The organism is Pseudobacillus sp. 179-B 2D1 NHS (genome assembly GCF_045370945.1).
Classification (GTDB): domain Bacteria; phylum Bacillota; class Bacilli; order Bacillales; family Domibacillaceae; genus Pseudobacillus.
In genome coordinates, this window is sequence record NZ_JBIQDP010000028.1 from 40,568 (window position 1) to 59,336 (window position 18,769).

Sequence of the window (18,769 nt, forward strand, 5' to 3'; positions counted from 1 at the left end):
ATTAATGCGTCGCATTGATCCAAATAAACTTGAACTTGAAGAACGTGTAGTTACGGTCAATCGTGTAGCAAAGGTAGTAAAGGGTGGCCGTCGCTTCCGTTTTACTGCGCTTGTGGTTGTCGGTGACAAAAACGGACACGTAGGCTTTGGAACGGGTAAAGCACAAGAAGTACCTGATGCTATCCGCAAAGCGATTGAAGATGCAAAGAAAAATCTAATTGCTATTCCGATCGTTGGAACAACAATTCCACACGAAGTAATTGGCCGTTTTGGCGGTGGCGAAATCCTTTTGAAACCTGCTTCTGAAGGTACTGGGGTTATCGCTGGTGGACCAGTTCGTGCGGTACTTGAGCTTGGCGGAGTAGAAAACATTCTTTCTAAATCACACGGTTCAAATACACCAATCAACATGGTACGCGCTACTCTTGAAGGAATCAAACAATTGAAGCGTGCAGAAGACGTTGCTAAATTACGCGGAAAATCAGTAGAAGAACTGTTAGGATAAGGAGGGATTTACAATGGCTGAAAAATTATCTATCACCCTCACTCGCAGCTTGATCGGTCGTCCGAAAGATCAACGTGAAACAGTTAAAGCTCTTGGTCTTCGCAAAATGCATCAAACCGTGGAACACCAAGATAACGCAGCAATCAGAGGTATGATTAACAAAGTATCTCACTTAGTGACTGTCAACGAACAATAATTTTAATCTAGAGAATAAGGAGGTGCACGAACATGAAACTTCATGAATTACGACCTGCTGAAGGTTCTCGTAAAACTCGCAATCGTGTTGGACGTGGTCCCGGTTCTGGCAATGGTAAAACTGCTGGTAAAGGACATAAAGGACAAAAAGCTCGTTCTGGCGGTGGTGTACGTCTAGGATTTGAAGGGGGACAAACTCCTTTATTCCGTCGCTTGCCAAAACGTGGTTTTACTAACATCAACAGAAAAGAGTATGCGATTGTTAACCTTGATGCATTAAATCGCTTTGATGAAGGCACAGAAGTCACACCAGAACTTCTTATTGAAACTGGTGTTGTCAGCAGCGAAAAAGCAGGAATCAAAATTCTTGCTAAAGGTAACGTTGAGAAGAAATTGACTGTAAAAGCTCATAAATTCTCTTCTGCTGCTCAAGAAGCAATTGAAGCTGCCGGCGGTAAGACTGAGGTGATTTAATGTTTCGCACAATCTCCAATTTTATGCGTGTGGGTGATATAAGAAGAAAAATTATATTCACCCTTCTTATGTTAATTGTGTTCCGTATCGGCACATTTATTCCTGTTCCGTACGTTAATGCAGATGTACTGAAGATGCAGGAGCAGGCAGGATTAATTGGTTTCCTTAATACTTTTGGAGGAGGAGCGCTGCAAAACTTCTCCATTCTTGCTATGGGAATTATGCCTTATATCACTGCTTCTATCATCGTTCAGCTTTTGCAAATGGATGTAGTTCCTAAGTTCACGGAATGGTCAAAGCAAGGGGAGGTTGGCCGACGCAAGCTCGCACAATTTACGAGATATTTCACAATCGTACTTGGTTTTATCCAGGCGTTCGGAATGTCTTATGGCTTCAACCGTTTATATGGCGGTATGCTAGTTGAGAGCAACAGCGTAGGCGCTTATCTCCTTATTGCACTCGTATTAACTGCGGGTACAGCCTTTCTTATGTGGCTTGGGGAATTGATCACTTCTAAAGGTGTCGGTAACGGAATTTCAGTTATTATCTTTGCTGGGATTGTTGCAGCGCTCCCAAATATAGCAAATCAGATTTATGCGCAGCAAATTGAAGGAGCGGGCGAGCAGCTCTTCCTGCGAATTGTCGTGCTATTATTGATTGCTTTGGCGGTGTTAGCAATTATCGTCGGTGTTATCTTCTTTCAGCAGGCATTGCGTAAGATTCCAATTCAATATGCCAAGCGTGTAACAGGAGAAGGCGGAATGGGAGCAAGAGGCGCTCAATCAACACATTTACCTTTGAAAGTAAATGCTGCTGGAGTTATTCCTGTCATTTTTGCGGTAGCCTTTTTGGTTACGCCGCAAACACTCTCGTCTTTCTTTGGTTCGAATGATGTAACAACGACTATTCAAAACATCTTTGACTACCATAAACCGATCGGTATGATTATTTACGTAACATTGATCGTCGCATTTACGTATTTCTATGCGTTTATTCAAGTCAATCCGGAGCAATTAGCCGATAATTTGAAGAAACAAGGTGGATACATTCCAGGCATTCGTCCTGGGAAAAACACGCAGGATTATCTAACAAGCGTTTTATACCGCTTAACATTTGTTGGAGCAATATTCCTGTCTGTCATCTCCATTCTTCCTGTATTCTTTATTAAATTTGCAGGTCTTCCACCAGCTGCACAAATTGGCGGCACAAGCTTGCTGATCGTAGTTGGAGTTGCATTGGAAACAATGAAGCAATTGGAAGCCCAGCTTGTCAAACGCCATTACAAAGGCTTTATAAAATAAAAGGCAAGCTGTTGCACGTCTCGAATCAGACTGAGGGGGGAAACACAAATGAATCTAGTATTAATGGGACTGCCAGGAGCCGGAAAAGGCACGCAGGCCGAACGAATTGTTGAAAAATATGGCATTCCGCACATTTCTACAGGCGACATGTTCCGTGCGGCGATGAAAGAGGGAACAGAGCTTGGACTAAAAGCTAAATCCTTTATGGATCAAGGCGCACTTGTCCCTGACGAAGTGACAATCGGAATTGTTCGCGAAAGATTGAGCAAATTAGATTGTCAAGACGGTTTTCTTCTCGATGGATTTCCAAGAACAGTTGCTCAAGCAGAAGCGCTTGAAGGCATCTTAGAAGCTCTTGGGAAGAAAATAGATTACGTTATCAACGTAGATGTTGATAAAGAAATTCTTATGGCACGTTTAACAGGTCGCCGAATTTGTAAAAGCTGCGGAGCTACTTACCATCTTGTATTTAATCCGCCAGCTGTTGAAGGCAAATGTGACCGTTGCGGCGGGGAACTTTATCAACGTGCAGATGATAATGAAGAAACTGTTCAAAATCGTCTGGATGTCAATTTAAAACAAACTGAACCATTACTAGATTTCTATCGGCAAAAAGGTTATTTAAAAGATATTAATGGCCAGCAGGAAATCGGCAAGGTCTTCGAAGACATTGACCAGCTTCTGAAAGGCTTAAATTAATGATCATTTGCAAAACCCCTCGAGAGATAGAGATTATGAGAGAAGCAGGACGGATTGTGGCTTTGACGCACAAGGAGCTGCAGAGGTTTATCTCTCCCGGTATAAGCACGAAACAGTTAGACGAGATTGCAGAAAAATTTATTAGACAGCATAATGCAATTCCTTCTTTTAAAGGGTATAATGGTTTTCGTGGCAGCATTTGTACATCTGTTAACGAAGAGCTTGTTCACGGCATTCCTGGAGACCGGGTTTTAAAAGAGGGCGATGTCATTAGTCTGGACATTGGGGCTAACTATCGAGGGTATCATGGTGATTCTGCCTGGACTTACCCTGTTGGCAACGTCTCTTCTGACGTCCAGCAGCTGTTGAAAGTAACTGAGGAATCGCTTTTTATTGGTTTAGAGGAAGCGAAGCCGGGTGAACGTCTTTCAAACATCTCCCATGCGATTCAAACATATGTAGAATCCTACGGCTTTTCTATAGTGCGTGAGTATGTAGGACACGGGATTGGTCAAAACTTGCATGAGGATCCACAAATTCCTCATTACGGTCCGCCTGGCAAAGGTCCAAAGCTCAAACCTGGAATGGTGCTTGCAATCGAACCGATGGTGAATGCTGGAAGCCGCTATGTAAAAACACTTGGAGATAACTGGACAGTTGTAACCCAAGACGGGAAAATGTGTGCTCACTTCGAACATACAGTTGCAATTACCGAAACAGGTTTTGAGATTTTAACTAAAGCCTAACACATATGTGCTTCTCCAGAAGTTGGTTCAAATAGAGTCTAATAACCAGGGCCGCTTAATTTGCAGCGGGTTCTGTATGAAAAGAGAAGGGAGAGTAAAGAATGGCGAAAGACGATGTAATTGAAATTGAAGGTACTGTAGTTGAAACTTTGCCTAACGCTATGTTTAAGGTAGAATTAGAAAATGGCCATACTGTTCTTGCCCACGTATCTGGAAAGATCCGTATGCATTTTATCCGCATTCTGCCTGGAGATAAGGTAACTGTTGAACTTTCTCCTTACGATTTAACGCGCGGACGTATTACTTACCGCTATAAATAACTTATGCACTCCGGACTATAAGGAGGTTGGAAAAAATGAAAGTTAGACCATCAGTAAAGCCAATCTGTGAGAAATGTAAAGTCATTCGCAGACGCGGCAAAGTAATGGTTATTTGTGAAAACCCTAAACATAAACAAAAACAAGGTTAATCTGAATAGGAGGTGCACATTCATATGGCACGTGTAGCAGGTGTTGATATTCCACGCGACAAGCGTGTAGTTATCTCATTAACTTACATCTTTGGTATTGGCAGACCGACTGCCCAAAAAATCCTGGCTGAAGCCGGTGTTTCTGAAGACACTCGTGTACGTGATCTGACAGAAGACGAATTAAATAAAATTCGTGATATCATTGACAAATTAAAAGTTGAGGGTGATCTTCGCCGTGAAGTATCTCTTAACATTAAACGTTTAATGGAGATCGGTTCTTACCGCGGTATCCGTCATCGTCGTGGCTTGCCAGTTCGTGGACAAAATACGAAGAACAATGCTCGTACTCGTAAAGGTCCTCGTAAAACTGTAGCTAACAAGAAAAAATAATAGGTAAAGGAGGTCAATGTAAGACATGGCTCGTAAACAACAATCTCGTAAGCGTCGTGTGAAAAAGAATATCGAATTAGGTATTGCACACATTCGCTCAACATTTAACAATACAATCGTAACAATTACAGACGTTCATGGTAATGCTCTCGCTTGGTCTAGTGCAGGTGCCCTTGGATTTAGAGGCTCTCGTAAATCTACTCCATTCGCGGCTCAAATGGCTGCTGAAACAGCTGCGAAAGCATCAATGGAACATGGCATGAAATCTCTTGAAGTAACAGTTAAAGGTCCTGGTTCTGGCCGTGAAGCTGCTATTCGTGCTTTACAAGCTGCAGGTCTTGAAGTAACTGCTATTAAGGACGTTACTCCTGTTCCTCACAACGGATGCCGCCCTCCAAAACGTCGCCGTGTTTAATTTTCCTGTATAATAATTATATCTTTGGCAATAATGGGATATAATTGAATGTTGCGCTCGTTACAGGACTACTAAACCAGTTGTGGTGCACAGTCGGGAACGTAAACATGGGGAAATTTCGGTTGAACCATCTAAGCCGGAGTTTCGACGTATTGAAGGAGGTATAATTGAATGATCGAAATTGAAAAGCCAAAAATTGAAACGGTCGAGATCAGCGATGATGCCACTCATGGGAAATTCGTTGTAGAACCACTTGAGCGTGGGTATGGTACAACTTTGGGTAACTCCTTACGTCGCATACTATTATCTTCACTTCCAGGTGCTGCTGTTACATCCATTCAAATTGATGGAGTACTGCATGAATTTTCAACTGTTGAAGGTGTCGTGGAAGATGTTACATCTATTATCTTAAACATTAAGAAACTGGCGCTTAAAATCTACTCGGATGAGGAGAAAACGCTAGAGATAGATGTACAGGGAAGCGGTGTAGTGACGGCTGCTGATATTACGCATGACAGTGATGTAGAGATTTTAAATCCTGATTTGCATATTGCTACTTTAGGAGAAAACGCTCATTTCCGTATGCGTCTTACTGCACAGCGTGGAAGAGGCTATAATCCTGCTGATCAAAATAAAAAGGAAGATCATCCAATTGGTGTCATTCCAGTTGACTCCATCTACACTCCGGTTGCCCGTGTAAACTATCAAGTGGAAAGCACTCGCGTGGGGCAGTTAACGAATTATGATAAACTCTCATTGGATGTGTGGACTGATGGCAGTATCGGCCCGAAAGAAGCTATTTCTTTAGGTGCCAAAATCTTAACTGAGCACTTAAACATCTTCGTTGGTTTAACAGACGAAGCTCAAAATGCTGAAATTATGGTAGAAAAAGAAGAAGACCAAAAAGAAAAAGTTCTTGAAATGACAATTGAAGAACTTGATCTCTCCGTCCGTTCTTATAACTGCTTAAAGCGTGCTGGCATCAATACGGTGCAAGAGCTTGCTAATAAGAGTGAAGAAGATATGATGAAGGTCCGAAATCTTGGCCGTAAGTCACTTGAAGAAGTGAAGGCAAAGCTGGATGAGCTCGGATTAGGCCTGAAAAAAGAAGATTGATCATCTAATAAAAGTAAAACTCAACAAAGGAGGGTATCTTCATGGCTTACAGAAAGCTAGGACGTACAAGCGCTCAACGTAAAGCGATGCTTCGTGATTTAACAACTGACTTGATCATCAGTGAGCGTATTGAAACAACTGAAGCACGCGCAAAAGAGCTTCGCTCAGTTGTCGAAAAAATGATTACACTTGGTAAACGCGGTGATTTACATGCACGCCGCCAAGCAGCTGCATTCCTTCGCAATGAAGTAGCATCAACTGTTGAAGTTGAAGGAAAAGACGGCAAAATGAAAGAAAAACCAGTTTATGCATTGCAAAAACTTTTCTCTGATGTAGCTCCTCGTTATAACGAGCGCCAAGGCGGTTATACGCGCATCATGAAAATCGGTCCTCGTCGTGGTGACGGTGCACCAATGGTTATTATTGAGCTTGTTTAATTTTCGATAAAACCACAACAAGGGCAGAACCTTCCAGCGTGGCTGTGTTTTGCCCTTTTCTTATAACTTTCGTTAAAGACTGAATCATTTGAAGCTTGAGCGTTACGATGAGCATTCGTTTAGATGACTCGTCTAGCTCATGTACCCCTTCCACTCTTAACCAGTTTAAGAGGCTGCTTTACGGGCAGGAATTTTTTCCTTGGAATGGGGTGCGGGCTTTTTTTGTATTCAGAATCTTTTGTCCGTCTATTCAACTGAGAAAAGAGGGAAGTCATGAAAGAGACGATTATTTCGATTAACCATGTCGACTTTCGTTATCCAGAGCAGCAGGAATACGCTTTAAAAGATATTACATTAAGTGTGGCGAAAGGTGAGTGGCTGGCGATTGTCGGTCACAATGGCTCAGGAAAATCGACGCTTGCGAAAATGCTGAACGGCCTCCACTATCCGCAAGAAGGCGAGGTAACAATCTGTAATTTCCCCTTGAAAGATGAGTTTGTCTGGGACATACGCAGACGCCTTGGCATGGTATTTCAAAACCCTGACAATCAATTTGTCGGCACGACAGTACAAGATGATGTGGCTTTTGGGTTAGAAAATAATGGAGTATTGCATGAAGTGATGGTAGAGCGAGTAGAAAAATCACTTCAGCGCGTAGGCATGCTGGATTTTCTGAATCAAGAGCCGCACCATCTTTCCGGTGGACAGAAGCAGCGTGTAGCGATCGCCGGAGTGATTGCTCTTCAGCCAGACATTATTTTATTGGATGAAGCAACATCTATGCTTGATCCGCGGGGGAGAGAAGAAGTGCTTCAAACCGTCCGGCAGTTGAAGGAAGAGCAGGATTTAACCGTTATCTCCATTACGCACGACTTGGAAGAAGCCGCTCGTGCTGATCGTATTATTGTTTTAAATAAAGGATCGGTCTACCGGGAAGGCACACCAGAAGAGATTTTTCAGATGAACGAAGAGTTAGTCGAACTCGGCCTTGATGTACCCTTTCCAGTCAAATTGAGCGGAGTCCTTCGTTTGCAAGACTTCGAGATTGCGAGCAATTATTTAACAGAAGAAGAGCTGGTGAGAGAGCTATGGACATCCAACTTCAAGAAGTAGAATACCGCTATGCAGCAGGAACGCCTTTTGAACGTCTGGCTATCAAGGACGTTAGCTTTGCTATTCCAGAGGGAGTGTTTTTAGCCGTAATCGGTCACACTGGCTCTGGCAAATCAACGATTATCCAGCACCTTAATGCCTTATTGCAGCCTACAAAGGGGCAAGTAATCATTGGAGACCGGGTAATCACTGCAGGAAAGAAAGAAAAGAACTTGAAGTCCGTTCGCAAAAAAGTAGGGACGGTCTTTCAATTTCCTGAACATCAGTTATTTGAAGAAACGGTCGAAAAGGATATTTGCTATGGGCCGATCAATTTTGGTGTATCAGAGGAAGAAGCAAAAGAGCGAGCCCAATTATTAATCCGCCAGGTAGGTCTGCCTGAAGAGGTCTTGCAAAAGTCCCCTTTTGATTTATCAGGCGGCCAGATGAGACGGGTAGCAATTGCAGGTGTGTTGGCAATGGAACCGGAAGTTCTTGTGCTGGATGAGCCGACGGCTGGGTTAGATCCGCGAGGCCGGAAAGAAATTATGGACATGTTTTATGCTCTTCATAAAGAACGCGGCCTATCTACCATATTAGTCACCCACAGCATGGAGGATGCGGCTTTATATGCGGACGAGATGATTGTTATGCATAAAGGAAGAGTCCATAAGCATGGAAAGCCTCGGGAGTTGTTTTCTCAGCCAGATGAACTAGCTGCTTGTGGTCTTAGTGTTCCGGAAGTTGTTCGCTTTCAGCACCGCTTTGAGGAAGTATCTGGCATCAAGCTGGACAGAACTTGCCTGACGATTGAAGAACTGGCCGAAGAGCTAGCGCGTGCAAAAAAGCGGGGTGACGACCAATGATGGAGAAAATGATTTTTGGGCGTTATTTACCGCTTCAATCGGTCGTTCACCAGCTTGATCCGCGTGCTAAGCTGTTATTTATATTTGGATTCGTAATTGTCGTCTTTTTGGCAAATAACGTGCTCTCTTATGGCGTATTGACCGTTTTTACCCTTATGCTGGTGTATTTATCAAAGATTAATATACGTTTTTTGCTGGCTGGTCTAAAGCCGGTTATTTGGATTGTCGCTTTCACATTTTTGCTCCATATCTTTTTGACAAAAGAAGGAGATTTACTGTTTCAGGCAGGTTTTTTAAAGGTATATGAGGGCGGGGTTAGACAGGGGGCTTTCATTTCTCTGCGCTTTCTCCTATTGATCTTCGTTACGTCTTTACTTACTTTGACAACTTCCCCTATCTCTATTACAGATGGTTTGGAAAGTTTGCTAAAGCCTTTTAAAAAGCTGAAGCTGCCAGTCCACGAGTTGGCTCTGATGATGTCGATTTCTCTTCGTTTTATTCCAACCCTAATGGATGAAACAGATAAAATTATGAAAGCACAAATGGCCAGGGGAGCGGACTTTTCAAGCGGTCCGATTAAAGATAGAGTAAAAGCAGTTGTTCCGTTGTTGATTCCTTTGTTTGTCAGCTCTTTTAAGCGAGCGGAAGAGTTGGCTATAGCTATGGAAGCACGCGGCTACCGCGGGGGAGAGGGCCGGACGAAGTATCGTCTCTTGCACTGGCAGGGGAAAGACACAGCAGCCCTAGTTCTGCTGATAGTACTGGCTGCCCTGTTGTGGTGGGCAAGAAGTTAATGGAGTGATAATATGCTGCGAGTGAAATGCACGATTGCTTATGATGGAGCCCGATTTTCCGGCTACCAGGTACAACCGCACAGTCGCACTGTCCAGGAGGAGTTGGAGAAAGCACTGGCTGTTATTCATAAGGGAAGGGAAGTAAGAGTGACAGCATCCGGACGGACGGATGCGGGTGTTCATGCGAGAGGGCAAGTAATCCATTTTGATACACCGCTCTCTGTTCCGGATGACCGCTGGCCGTCGGCGCTTAACAGCCGTCTTCCTGATGATATAGCTGTAAAACAAGCTGAAATCGTTGCTGATTCCTTTCATGCGCGTTTTTCAGCGGTCGGTAAAGAGTACCGTTATAAAATTTATCAGAATGCAGTTCGCGATCCTTTTAACCGCTTTTATGCTTGTCATTCCCCGGTAGAATTGGATGCTTCGCTTATGCAAGAGGCCGCTCACTCGTTAATTGGCACTCATGACTTTACAAGCTTCTGTTCAGCGAAAACAGAAGTAGAGGATAAAGTAAGAACCATTACTAAGCTGGAGGTTATCCAAAGCGGAGAAGAAATAGAACTGCGGGTGGCCGGAAACGGATTTTTATATAATATGGTCCGTATCATTGCTGGGACATTAATGGAAGCAGGCAAGGGAAAGTTGAGCCCTGAAGACATGCCGTCTATTCTTGCCGGCTGCGACCGTTCACTGGCAGGAAAAACCGCACCGGCAGAAGGATTGTATTTATGGAAAGTACTTTATTAAGCTTTCTAATACATCGGTTGCCATGGCAACTAGCCCGGGTGTCACATTTTTTCTTGACATTGACTCTAGGAAGTTATATTATATCCTATGGTACGTTATTTAACCCCACGATAAGCCCCGGAAACTTATTCGTGATATAAATAAAATACGATGAACATTGAAACAATTAATTTATTTTTAGGAGGGCAAATACCAATGCGTACGACTTATATGGCAAAAGCAGGCGAAATCGAACGTAAATGGTACGTGATCGACGCTGCAGGCCAAACACTAGGCCGTCTTTCCAGCGAAGTTGCGTCTATTTTACGCGGTAAACATAAACCAACATTCACACCACATGTTGACACTGGTGATCATGTTATTATCATCAATGCAGAAAAAATCGAATTAACAGGCAACAAATTAGCGGACAAAATTTACTACCGTCATAGCATGTATCCAGGCGGTTTGAAAACTCGTACTGCTAACGAAATGCGCACAAACTACCCTGAAAGAATGCTTGAGCTTGCAATCAAAGGCATGCTTCCAAAAGGTTCTTTAGGTCGTCAAATGGCTAAAAAATTACACGTATACGCTGGTTCTGAACATAAGCACCAAGCTCAACAACCGGAAGTTTACGAACTTCGCGGCTAATTATTAAGAGGAGGTTATTATCTTGGCACAAGTTCAATATATCGGAACAGGTCGCCGCAAGAGCTCTGTTGCTCGTGTGCGCTTAGTACCTGGAGACGGAAGAATCGTCATCAATGGACGTGACGTAGAAGACTATATCCCATTCGAAGCATTACGTACAGTAATCAAGCAGCCGCTTGTAGCAACTGAAACAACTGGCAGCTATGATGTACTTGTAAACGTACAAGGAGGCGGCTACACTGGACAAGCGGGAGCGATCCGTCATGGTATCGCACGTGCGCTTCTTCATGTAGACCCTGAGTACCGTGCAGTATTAAAACGCGCTGGCTACTTAACTCGTGATGCACGTATGAAAGAACGTAAAAAATACGGTCTTAAAGCAGCTCGTCGTGCACCTCAGTTCTCAAAACGTTAATTATTGGCGTTTTCAAAGGCTCTCAACCATTTTGGTTGGGGGTCTTTTTTGTTTGGCACGCAGAGAAGAAGGGCGTCCCCCATAGATTCTCGAATAAAAAAAAACGACCGGCTGTTCTTAGAGAGCCGGTCGTTTCGCTTATTTGTAGGTTTCATAGTAGGCGGTCCGCTTGGCGTCATCGAAGCGGTGTTCCCACTTGGAAATAACGATAGTTGCCAAGGAATTCCCAACCACATTGACAACGGTACGCGCCATATCGAGCAGTCGATCGATCCCTGCGATGAAGGCCAATCCTTCGAGCGGGATGCCGACCGAGCCGAGTGTAGCCAACAGAACGACAAATGACACGCCCGGCACACCGGCGATTCCTTTCGAGGTGACCATGAGCACCAGGACAAGAGTGATCTGATGAGTGATGCTCAAATGGATATCGTACATCTGGGCGATAAACAAGGCGGCGATAGCCTGATAAAGCGTGGAACCGTCCAAGTTAAATGAATAGCCCGTCGGAACGACAAATGATACGATATCTTTTGGACTGCCGAACCTTTCCATTTTTTCGATGATTTTTGGCAATACGGTCTCCGAGCTAGACGTTGAATAGGCGAGCAACAATTCATCTTTCAGGACACGAAGGAGATGGAAGATATTAATGCCTATTAGTTTTGCGATTCCACCCAGCACAAATAAGATAAAGAAAATCATGGTGGCGTAGACGAGAATCATGAGCTTTCCGAGCGGCACTAACGAGGCTAGGCCGAATTTTGAAACTGTCACGGCAATCAGTCCAAAGACGCCGAACGGAGCAAAACGCATGATTAAGTTCGTCACCCAGAACATGGCATCTGCCACTCCCTCGAAGAAGACCAGCACCGGTTTCCCTTTATCACCAATCGCTGCAATTCCCAGTCCAAAGAGGACTGTGAAGAAAATGATTTGCAACATATCGGCATTCGCCATTGAGCTCACAATGTTTGTTGGAACGATGTCCACAAGAATCTGTAGGGGACCGTGATCCTCGCTCTCTACTTCTTTCGTTGTTTTCATATATTCGTCGATATTGCCTTTTTCTAGGCTTGACATATCAATCCCGGAGCCAGGATGGAACAAATTCGCAGACAGCAGGCCGACTAAGATAGCCACAGTCGTCACTGCTTCAAAATAGAGAATCGTTTTCCCGCCGATTTTGCCTAATTGTTTCAGGTCTCCGGTGCCTGCCACTCCTAAGACAAGCGTGGAGATGATAATCGGCACGACGATCATTTTGATCATATTTAGAAATATCGTTCCTAGGGGCTGCAGATACTTTTCTACACCCGGATGCCCGTAAAATACCGCTCCAACGATAATCCCTAAAATTAAGCCAGCTAAAATTTGATAAGCCAGTGAAAACCTGAACTTCTTTTTCATATTGTTACCCTACTTTCTCATCCTCTTTGATCTCTAAACCTATGTCTTTTCCTTTCTTCCCTGTTTTAAAATTTTTCACACCTTTGTAATAAAATATTTTATCAATAAGAAAAATACCTAAATTTTCCACGCGCGATGAAGGAACGGATCAATTGTACGTTTGTGCATGGAACAATGCGGGCCGAAAAGGGGAAGTGGGCGATAGGCTAGGTGTATAAAGTGTAAAAGGGATTTTTATTCACGGAGAGGAGATCACAATCGGTGTTTGACCTGCAAAAGTTATTTGTACAGCTTACCCCGCCTGCCACATTTGTTCAGCCGGCAGAAGGAAGAAAATATACGCTCACCCATTCGGATGTGACAGCTAAATTATTTTTGGACGTTGGATATGTATATAACTGCAAGGCAATCAATTGGAAAATGCGGGATGAAGTGCTGGCCGAGTGGAAAAAAGATTGGGAAGGCCGGTTGTATTTGGCCGGGAAGGCGTATGTAGATAGTGGAGAGTTTAGGAAAGAGGTTTCAGGTCTCCGGTTTAATCTATTCCAGAAAGAAATCGGTACAGCGATAACAGGAATCGTATATGGCGACTGGCCGTTTTACTATAACTATCCGGCTTTGCTAGATGCTCCTATCTTTGTCTACTATGATTCCACTTATCCGGAGTACAGTCACGTTTTTTACTATGGCACACCCCGTCAATATGTAAAACAAATTTCTTCGGGATTCCGATTAGCCAGGCTATGATCTTTGGTATTATAGCTTTTCGTGGTGAAGGTGACAAGTTCAGCCATGAATATGAAAGTAAGGAAAAGGAGACGCTAATAGTAGTTTGCTGTCACTAAGGAAAAGAGGTGAGGAGATGGCTAAGCGGAAAGCAGAGAGAAATGCAGTAGAGAAATATGCGAAAACCCCAAAGAAGAACATTGAGGAAGCTGATTACTCTGTAGAGTTTGCGGATGGAGAAGATCCGATGAAAGGAGCAAATCGGAACTCTAACCTTGGGAGAAAAGGGCGAGGCAATGAGTAAGAATCAATCATAAGCCCATAAAGCAAGGAAGCAGAAAAGAAAGGGTCGGTCCAGCTTTTTTATATACTCACTCATAATTCCCTCACTTGTCCCATATGATGTCAACAGGAGAGGAAAAGGGGGAGTTGGATGAGAGGATGGAAAAGATGGATTGCTTTCTTGCTGAGCGGTGCCATCCTTGTTTTTGTCATTCAATTTTTAAACACTAATTATATGTCTTGGAAGCCATGGAGTATGCCACTTTCAGGAAAAATTATCTATTTAGATGCCGGGCATGGCGGACCGGATGGCGGAGCGGGAGATAGGGACACGCTGGAAAAAGATATTGCTCTGGCAGTCACTAAGAAAGTTCGCGATTATTTGCAGGAGCAGGGAGCGATCGTTTTAATGACAAGAGAGAAGGATGTAGACCTAGCTCCTTCAGATATACAATCATACCGCTCGCGAAAAACGGAGGATTTAAAAAAACGGCTTCAGTTAATTAATGATTCTGAAGCGGACCTTTTTGTAAGCATTCATTTAAATGCCATTCCTTCCCCGCGCTGGAGAGGGGCACAAACTTTTTATGCCCCGCATATAGAGGAAAATAAAGAATTAGCGAAGGCTCTCCAATATGAACTTGTCTTAAATCTTGAAAATACGAATAGAGAAGCAAAAGCCATTAACCATGTCTATTTGCTAAAGTATGCAAAAAAGCCAGGAGCGTTGGTTGAGATTGGTTTTCTTTCCAACCCTGAAGAGAAGCGGAATTTGTCAACGGAAGAATACCAGGAGAAAGTGGCAGCATCTATTTATAAAGGGATTATGAAACATATGGATGACAAAGAGGGATAAGGACAAGAGAGTCCTGCCCTTTTTTTGATGGGTGGTTATGGTATACTGTAAGAGAAATGAAAGAGATAAAGGATGGTGGATAGTTTGGTAACGCCAGAACAAGTACGAGATATTCTAAGTCAAATGAACGACCCCATTTTACATAAAACGTTGGCAGAAACAAACGGTATTGTCGATATTAGTGTCAAAGAAGAAAAGCAGCATGTAAGTGTCAAAGTAGCCATTGCCCAGACAGGCACGGCAGAACAACTGCCGTTCCAAATGCAAATTGTTGAAGCGTTAAAAGCAGCGGGCGCACAAACAGTTGGTATTCGCTTTTCAGAGCTTCCGGAAGATGTGCTTGCCAGGTACCGCAGTTCAGAAAGCCATCAGGATCATAATCTGTTGTCGCCGGATAGTCAGACAACGTTCATCGCTATTGCAAGCGGAAAGGGCGGTGTCGGTAAATCGACTGTTTCCGTCAACCTTGCTGTAGCTCTTGCCCGTTTAGGGAAGAAGGTTGGACTCGTGGATGCTGATATTTACGGGTTTAGCGTACCGGATATGATGGGAATTGAGCAACGTCCTGTTGTCCGTGGAGATAAAATCGTCCCTGTTGAGCGCTTTGGCGTAAAGGTTATTTCTATGGGCTTCTTTGTGGAAGACAATGCTCCTGTTATTTGGCGTGGTCCGATGCTCGGAAAAATGCTCAATAACTTCTTCCAAGAAGTAGAATGGGGGGAGTTGGATTACTTGTTGCTTGATTTGCCGCCGGGAACAGGCGACGTAGCGCTTGATGTTCACTCGATGATCCCTCATTCCAAGGAAATCATTGTCTCTACCCCGCATCCGACGGCCGCTTTCGTTGCAGCCCGGGCCGGAGCTATGGCTTTACGGACGGATCATGAAGTTATTGGCGTCATTGAAAACATGGCTTACTTTGAAAGCAAGAAGACGGGAGAAAAGGAATACGTATTCGGGCGCGGAGGCGGAGACAAATTGGCAGAAGAGCTTCGTACGGAAATATTAGGGCGCCTGCCGCTTGAACAGCCAGATTGGAATGAAGAAGAGTTCGCTCCGTCCATTTATGCGGCCGATCACAGGCTTGGGAAGATTTATCAAGAAATCGCAGAAAAAGTAGTCAATAAATTAAACGACAAATAAAAAAAGACAGCCGGTGAGAATCCTCCCGGCTGTTTTAGTTGTAGGAAAAGGCTTTGTACATCTATCAGTGGGTAAAGGAGTGTTAAGGTTTAATCTTGGATCAAGAGCTTCCGCCTTGCTTCTTCTCTTTTCCCCCGCCTGCGTTTGCTTCTTCTGCTGCCGCTTTCAGTAAAATATCCTGTATTTTTGCTTTATATAAAGGACTCTCGAAAGTCTCATTCATTATTTTTTGCAAGTGCTCACGGTATTCTTTACTCTTCATCAGTTGTGTTACATTTTTCTCGTATTCTGGGTCCTGCATAATACTGAGCATCATGTCCTGATATTGAGGATCTTTCATAAGCGTCTTTAATAAATCCTCTTGTTCATTCCTCATTCCCTTAGCAATGGCGCTGGCAAATGCCGGATCTTTAAAAGCTTCTTTCCAGAACTTTTTGCCTTTTTCGGAGGTTAGGGTGTCTTCAATCGTTTTAGTGATCATTTCCTGATCCATGACGAGTTGTTGCTTTACTTTTTCATCCTCCATCATGTCTTGAAGAGCCTTTTTTCCATCATCTGTTTTTAATATATCAACGACCATTTTTTTGGTCGCATCATAATCCATTTGAGCCGTTCCAGCATCGGCCGCACCCCCTCCGCAAGCCGCCAAGAAAAAAACGAGAAAGAGGAGCGGCAAGACAGGTTTCCACATAAAGAAGCTCCTTTCTAGCCTTTTCTTATTTTTAATATGAGCAGTGACAAAGAAATTATTCAAGGCTGCAGCCGTGCCTAGATTTTTTTTATCTTCATTGTTACAATCAGGAGAGCATAACTATATAGTTGGGGGTAACAAGGTGACAATCCGGAATTGGATCAGGTTTTTTGTACATACATTATTGATTGGCGGAGTAGCTGCCAGCATTCTCGGCTTTTTTATTCGCTGGGATGAATTATCTCCGTTAATCAGTACAGGGGGATGGAAAGATCTTTTTTCTATTTTAACTTGGCATGTGTTTGTTGGGTTTACATTTAGCGTAATTAGTCAAATGGGTTTTTTTGCTTATTTAACTGTTCATCAATTTGGAGCAAGCATGTTCCGGTCATTTTGGAATAGTGTACAGTTTGTCATTATCGCATTTGTTTTATTCGATCTTATCTATTTTCGCTTTCAAGCATTTGCTGATAAAGGGGAATCTATTTTTCCCTACATTGGCTTAGCTGTCTTGCTTTTTGTAATTGGTCTGATAGTTTCATTTTTCAAAGCGAAGCAATCCAACAAGAGCGTATTCATTTCTGCTTTGTTTTTTATGGTAGTGGTTACTGTTCTAGAATGGTTGCCGGTACTTCAGGCGAATGAAACGAGATGGCTGTATATTATGTTGTTTACTCTATTGCCATGTAATGCCTTTCAGTTGCTGGCTTTGCCTAAATATAATCAACGCCCATCTAAAAAAAGCGGAGCCTAAAGGCCCTGCTTTTTTGTTTTGAATTAGGGGATAAGTTTGGTTTCGACTTCTCCATTGGCGATTAGTTCCGATACTGTTACCAGTTTGTCGGATGATCTTGAGATATCAATAATTTGTGGAAGAACAGCATTTGTTTGTTTAGCTGAATCGGATGCGTGCATAAAGATAATATCACCGTTTTTGGCTGCTTTCACCTTAGATAGAATTGAAGCAGTTCCTGGATTTCTCCAATCATTTGTATCAATGCTCCAGTGCACATAAGTCAAATTCATTTCGTTTACGATCTTTAATACCTCTTGGTTAAAGTGGCCTGTCGGTGCTCGAACTAATTTAATTTCTTCGATTTGCAGCTTTTTAAATACTTCTTGAGCTTTAAGCAAGTCTTTCCTAATTTCAGCTTTTTCCATAGACGTGTAGTCGACATAGTTATAACCTAACAAGCCAATTTCAAAGTGGTGATCTTTCATTTTTTTCACGAGATCTGGATGGCGTTCTGCCCAAGAAGCTGACAAGAAAAAGGTTGCTTTAGCTTTATGACGAATGAGCGTATGCAAAATCTGTCCCGCTTTTTCATCGCCCCATCCAATGTCAAAAGTTAAAGCTATTCCATTTTCTCCCTTATAAATTGCTTTTGGAGACTCTTTTTCTAAAAAAACAGGAATACTTAAAAGATTTTGGGTAAACAATAAAATAGCTGTAAAGAATGAAACTGAAATAAGTAACAAGAACTGCTTCGTTTTTTTCATATGCACACTATAAAAGAACGTCATGTTCTCCCTCCGCTAAAATCATCTTATTCAACTTTATGAGCATGTACACAAATATTATGACAAACAAATAGATTTGCCGAATAGCATAGTAGTATGACATTGAATAAAAAAGAAAAACGGGTGATGAGATGCTGGCATTGTTAATTAGCGAAGAAGAAAAGCGAGAAATTTATTATTTGATCAAGCGGGAAATGGATGAAATACTATTCGATCTCGGTGATTCAAGGATAGATGAGTCCGTTAAGCGCTCTATGAAGAAAAAATACGTGCGGCTGTTTAAATTGTTTAAAAGAGTAGCTGCTGAAGAAGAATGTATGAAGTACTTAGCCTATAAAATGTCGGCTGAAAAAGAGCAATCGTCAGCTTCTTCCTTTGATGCCTGACATAAAAGGATCATTTATGGAATCTGGAGAAAAGGGGTTTTTCGCATAATACGCAAAAAGAATGATGGAGAGAAGGAAAGAGCCTATTCAAGACAGTTAAAAGGTATAGTAAAAAGGAGTAATTGGCCATTTACAAAGAAGAGGCAGGGCTAGTCATTCTGTAGAGAGATTAGCCTTTTTTCTATTGAATAATGATTTGTTATGAGTGAAAAAATTTATTATAAAATAACTTGTTGACAAAAATCTTTTGTGTGTGTTAAATTACTAATTGTCGCTGAAAACAAAGCAGCTGATGAAAGATTTGAAAATAAAAAATAACTGTTGACTTGAAAATGGTAAAAGTGTTATGATGATCAAGTCGCTGTTAAAGACAAAAGAAAAATTGATCTTTGAAAACTGAACAAAATACATGCCAGTAAGTTAATTCTTATTTTTAAATTATGAGCAAGTCAAACAT

28 protein-coding genes are annotated in these 18,769 nt (G+C 42.6%); 24 read left to right on the plus strand and 4 right to left on the minus strand.

Going from position 1 to position 18,769, the window contains the following annotated elements; translation table 11 throughout:
* The first annotated feature begins 4 nt into the window (after nucleotides 1–4).
* The 12 genes from rpsE (at nucleotide 5) to rplQ (ending at nucleotide 6,747) form a co-directional block, all read left to right on the plus strand.
* Nucleotides 5–505 (plus strand): 30S ribosomal protein S5, encoded by a 501-nt coding sequence (gene rpsE / locus ACH0BF_RS21170; protein WP_049659380.1) that lies wholly within the window; start codon nucleotides 5–7, stop codon nucleotides 503–505.
* A 13-nt stretch (nucleotides 506–518) separates the two neighbouring features.
* Complete coding sequence (rpmD, locus tag ACH0BF_RS21175; protein WP_041101747.1) at nucleotides 519–701, plus strand: 50S ribosomal protein L30; 183 nt, start codon at nucleotides 519–521, stop codon at nucleotides 699–701.
* Nucleotides 702–733: 32 nt separating this feature from the next.
* The gene (rplO, locus tag ACH0BF_RS21180; protein WP_120035871.1) at nucleotides 734–1,174 is read left to right on the plus strand and encodes a 50S ribosomal protein L15; all 441 of its coding nucleotides are present in this window, start codon (nucleotides 734–736) and stop codon (nucleotides 1,172–1,174) included.
* Nucleotides 1,174–2,475: a preprotein translocase subunit SecY gene (secY, locus tag ACH0BF_RS21185; protein WP_120035872.1), complete on the plus strand. Its 1,302-nt coding sequence runs from the start codon at nucleotides 1,174–1,176 to the stop codon at nucleotides 2,473–2,475. The genes rplO and secY overlap by 1 nt, the downstream gene beginning before the upstream one ends.
* A 48-nt stretch (nucleotides 2,476–2,523) precedes the next feature.
* Entirely contained in the window at nucleotides 2,524–3,174 is a 651-nt protein-coding gene (locus ACH0BF_RS21190) for an adenylate kinase (RefSeq protein ID WP_120035873.1), read from the plus strand.
* Nucleotides 3,174–3,920 carry a type I methionyl aminopeptidase gene (gene map, locus ACH0BF_RS21195; protein WP_120035874.1) on the plus strand — a complete coding sequence of 249 codons (747 nt, stop codon included), beginning with the start codon at nucleotides 3,174–3,176 and terminating at the stop codon, nucleotides 3,918–3,920. Before ACH0BF_RS21190 ends, map begins: the two co-directional genes overlap by 1 nt.
* Nucleotides 3,921–4,021: 101 nt before the next feature.
* The gene (gene infA, locus ACH0BF_RS21200; RefSeq protein WP_049659390.1) at nucleotides 4,022–4,240 is read left to right on the plus strand and encodes a translation initiation factor IF-1; all 219 of its coding nucleotides are present in this window, start codon (nucleotides 4,022–4,024) and stop codon (nucleotides 4,238–4,240) included.
* A 35-nt stretch (nucleotides 4,241–4,275) separates the two neighbouring features.
* Nucleotides 4,276–4,389, plus strand: a complete 114-nt coding sequence (rpmJ, locus tag ACH0BF_RS21205; protein WP_000868344.1) for a 50S ribosomal protein L36 — start codon at nucleotides 4,276–4,278, stop codon at nucleotides 4,387–4,389.
* Nucleotides 4,390–4,413: 24 nt separating this feature from the next.
* Nucleotides 4,414–4,779 (plus strand): 30S ribosomal protein S13, encoded by a 366-nt coding sequence (gene rpsM / locus ACH0BF_RS21210; protein WP_120035875.1) that lies wholly within the window; start codon nucleotides 4,414–4,416, stop codon nucleotides 4,777–4,779.
* Between the two features lie 25 nt (nucleotides 4,780–4,804).
* A complete protein-coding gene (rpsK, locus tag ACH0BF_RS21215; protein ID WP_041101845.1) occupies nucleotides 4,805–5,194 on the plus strand; it encodes a 30S ribosomal protein S11 in 390 nt (129 codons plus the stop codon).
* Nucleotides 5,195–5,365: 171 nt separating this feature from the next.
* Nucleotides 5,366–6,310: a DNA-directed RNA polymerase subunit alpha gene (locus tag ACH0BF_RS21220; protein ID WP_340851568.1), complete on the plus strand. Its 945-nt coding sequence runs from the start codon at nucleotides 5,366–5,368 to the stop codon at nucleotides 6,308–6,310.
* A 41-nt stretch (nucleotides 6,311–6,351) separates the two neighbouring features.
* Nucleotides 6,352–6,747: a 50S ribosomal protein L17 gene (gene rplQ, locus ACH0BF_RS21225; RefSeq protein ID WP_120035876.1), complete on the plus strand. Its 396-nt coding sequence runs from the start codon at nucleotides 6,352–6,354 to the stop codon at nucleotides 6,745–6,747.
* Here rplQ and ACH0BF_RS21230 read toward each other — a convergent pair.
* The gene (locus ACH0BF_RS21230) at nucleotides 6,731–6,901 is read right to left on the minus strand and encodes a hypothetical protein (protein ID WP_182917058.1); all 171 of its coding nucleotides are present in this window, start codon (nucleotides 6,899–6,901) and stop codon (nucleotides 6,731–6,733) included. The two genes, rplQ and ACH0BF_RS21230, sit on opposite strands and share 17 nt — an antisense overlap.
* 119 nt (nucleotides 6,902–7,020) lie before the next feature.
* Here ACH0BF_RS21230 and ACH0BF_RS21235 point away from each other — a divergent pair, with 119 nt between their 5' ends.
* From ACH0BF_RS21235 to rpsI, 6 genes are all read left to right on the plus strand, one after another.
* Nucleotides 7,021–7,860 (plus strand): energy-coupling factor ABC transporter ATP-binding protein, encoded by an 840-nt coding sequence (locus ACH0BF_RS21235; RefSeq protein WP_340851566.1) that lies wholly within the window; start codon nucleotides 7,021–7,023, stop codon nucleotides 7,858–7,860.
* Nucleotides 7,836–8,705 carry an energy-coupling factor ABC transporter ATP-binding protein gene (locus ACH0BF_RS21240; RefSeq protein WP_120035877.1) on the plus strand — a complete coding sequence of 290 codons (870 nt, stop codon included), beginning with the start codon at nucleotides 7,836–7,838 and terminating at the stop codon, nucleotides 8,703–8,705. The genes ACH0BF_RS21235 and ACH0BF_RS21240 overlap by 25 nt, the downstream gene beginning before the upstream one ends.
* Nucleotides 8,702–9,499: an energy-coupling factor transporter transmembrane component T family protein gene (locus ACH0BF_RS21245; protein ID WP_340851564.1), complete on the plus strand. Its 798-nt coding sequence runs from the start codon at nucleotides 8,702–8,704 to the stop codon at nucleotides 9,497–9,499. Before ACH0BF_RS21240 ends, ACH0BF_RS21245 begins: the two co-directional genes overlap by 4 nt.
* Before the next feature lie 15 nt (nucleotides 9,500–9,514).
* The gene (gene truA / locus ACH0BF_RS21250) at nucleotides 9,515–10,249 is read left to right on the plus strand and encodes a tRNA pseudouridine(38-40) synthase TruA (protein WP_259455806.1); all 735 of its coding nucleotides are present in this window, start codon (nucleotides 9,515–9,517) and stop codon (nucleotides 10,247–10,249) included.
* Between the two features lie 195 nt (nucleotides 10,250–10,444).
* A complete protein-coding gene (gene rplM / locus ACH0BF_RS21255; protein ID WP_120035880.1) occupies nucleotides 10,445–10,882 on the plus strand; it encodes a 50S ribosomal protein L13 in 438 nt (145 codons plus the stop codon).
* A 22-nt stretch (nucleotides 10,883–10,904) separates the two neighbouring features.
* Nucleotides 10,905–11,297, plus strand: coding sequence for a 30S ribosomal protein S9 (rpsI, locus tag ACH0BF_RS21260; protein WP_120035881.1), 393 nt, complete (start codon nucleotides 10,905–10,907; stop codon nucleotides 11,295–11,297).
* Between the two features lie 138 nt (nucleotides 11,298–11,435).
* Here the strand turns inward: rpsI and ACH0BF_RS21265 are convergent, their stop codons facing one another.
* Nucleotides 11,436–12,707, minus strand: a complete 1,272-nt coding sequence (locus ACH0BF_RS21265; protein ID WP_120035882.1) for a cation:dicarboxylate symporter family transporter — start codon at nucleotides 12,705–12,707, stop codon at nucleotides 11,436–11,438.
* Nucleotides 12,708–12,968: 261 nt separating this feature from the next.
* Here ACH0BF_RS21265 and ACH0BF_RS21270 point away from each other — a divergent pair, with 261 nt between their 5' ends.
* From ACH0BF_RS21270 to ACH0BF_RS21285, 4 genes are all read left to right on the plus strand, one after another.
* Entirely contained in the window at nucleotides 12,969–13,454 is a 486-nt protein-coding gene (locus ACH0BF_RS21270; protein ID WP_340851562.1) for a staygreen family protein, read from the plus strand.
* Between the two features lie 115 nt (nucleotides 13,455–13,569).
* Nucleotides 13,570–13,737: a hypothetical protein gene (locus tag ACH0BF_RS21275; RefSeq protein WP_182917059.1), complete on the plus strand. Its 168-nt coding sequence runs from the start codon at nucleotides 13,570–13,572 to the stop codon at nucleotides 13,735–13,737.
* A 129-nt stretch (nucleotides 13,738–13,866) separates the two neighbouring features.
* A complete protein-coding gene (gene cwlD, locus ACH0BF_RS21280; protein WP_340851560.1) occupies nucleotides 13,867–14,571 on the plus strand; it encodes an N-acetylmuramoyl-L-alanine amidase CwlD in 705 nt (234 codons plus the stop codon).
* 84 nt (nucleotides 14,572–14,655) lie between these two features.
* A complete protein-coding gene (locus ACH0BF_RS21285) occupies nucleotides 14,656–15,714 on the plus strand; it encodes an Mrp/NBP35 family ATP-binding protein (protein WP_120038044.1) in 1,059 nt (352 codons plus the stop codon).
* Nucleotides 15,715–15,814: 100 nt separating this feature from the next.
* Here the strand turns inward: ACH0BF_RS21285 and gerD are convergent, their stop codons facing one another.
* On the minus strand, nucleotides 15,815–16,405 hold the full coding sequence (gene gerD, locus ACH0BF_RS21290) for a spore germination lipoprotein GerD (protein WP_340851559.1): 591 nt from the start codon (nucleotides 16,403–16,405) through the stop codon (nucleotides 15,815–15,817).
* 142 nt (nucleotides 16,406–16,547) lie between these two features.
* On the opposite strand from gerD, the gene ACH0BF_RS21295 reads away from it, so the two are divergent.
* Complete coding sequence (locus tag ACH0BF_RS21295) at nucleotides 16,548–17,159, plus strand: KinB-signaling pathway activation protein (protein WP_340851556.1); 612 nt, start codon at nucleotides 16,548–16,550, stop codon at nucleotides 17,157–17,159.
* Nucleotides 17,160–17,182: 23 nt separating this feature from the next.
* Here the strand turns inward: ACH0BF_RS21295 and ACH0BF_RS21300 are convergent, their stop codons facing one another.
* The gene (locus ACH0BF_RS21300) at nucleotides 17,183–17,929 is read right to left on the minus strand and encodes a polysaccharide deacetylase family protein (protein ID WP_120035887.1); all 747 of its coding nucleotides are present in this window, start codon (nucleotides 17,927–17,929) and stop codon (nucleotides 17,183–17,185) included.
* Nucleotides 17,930–18,057: 128 nt separating this feature from the next.
* On the opposite strand from ACH0BF_RS21300, the gene ACH0BF_RS21305 reads away from it, so the two are divergent.
* Nucleotides 18,058–18,312, plus strand: a complete 255-nt coding sequence (locus ACH0BF_RS21305; protein WP_120035888.1) for a hypothetical protein — start codon at nucleotides 18,058–18,060, stop codon at nucleotides 18,310–18,312.
* Nucleotides 18,313–18,769: the final 457 nt, after the last annotated feature.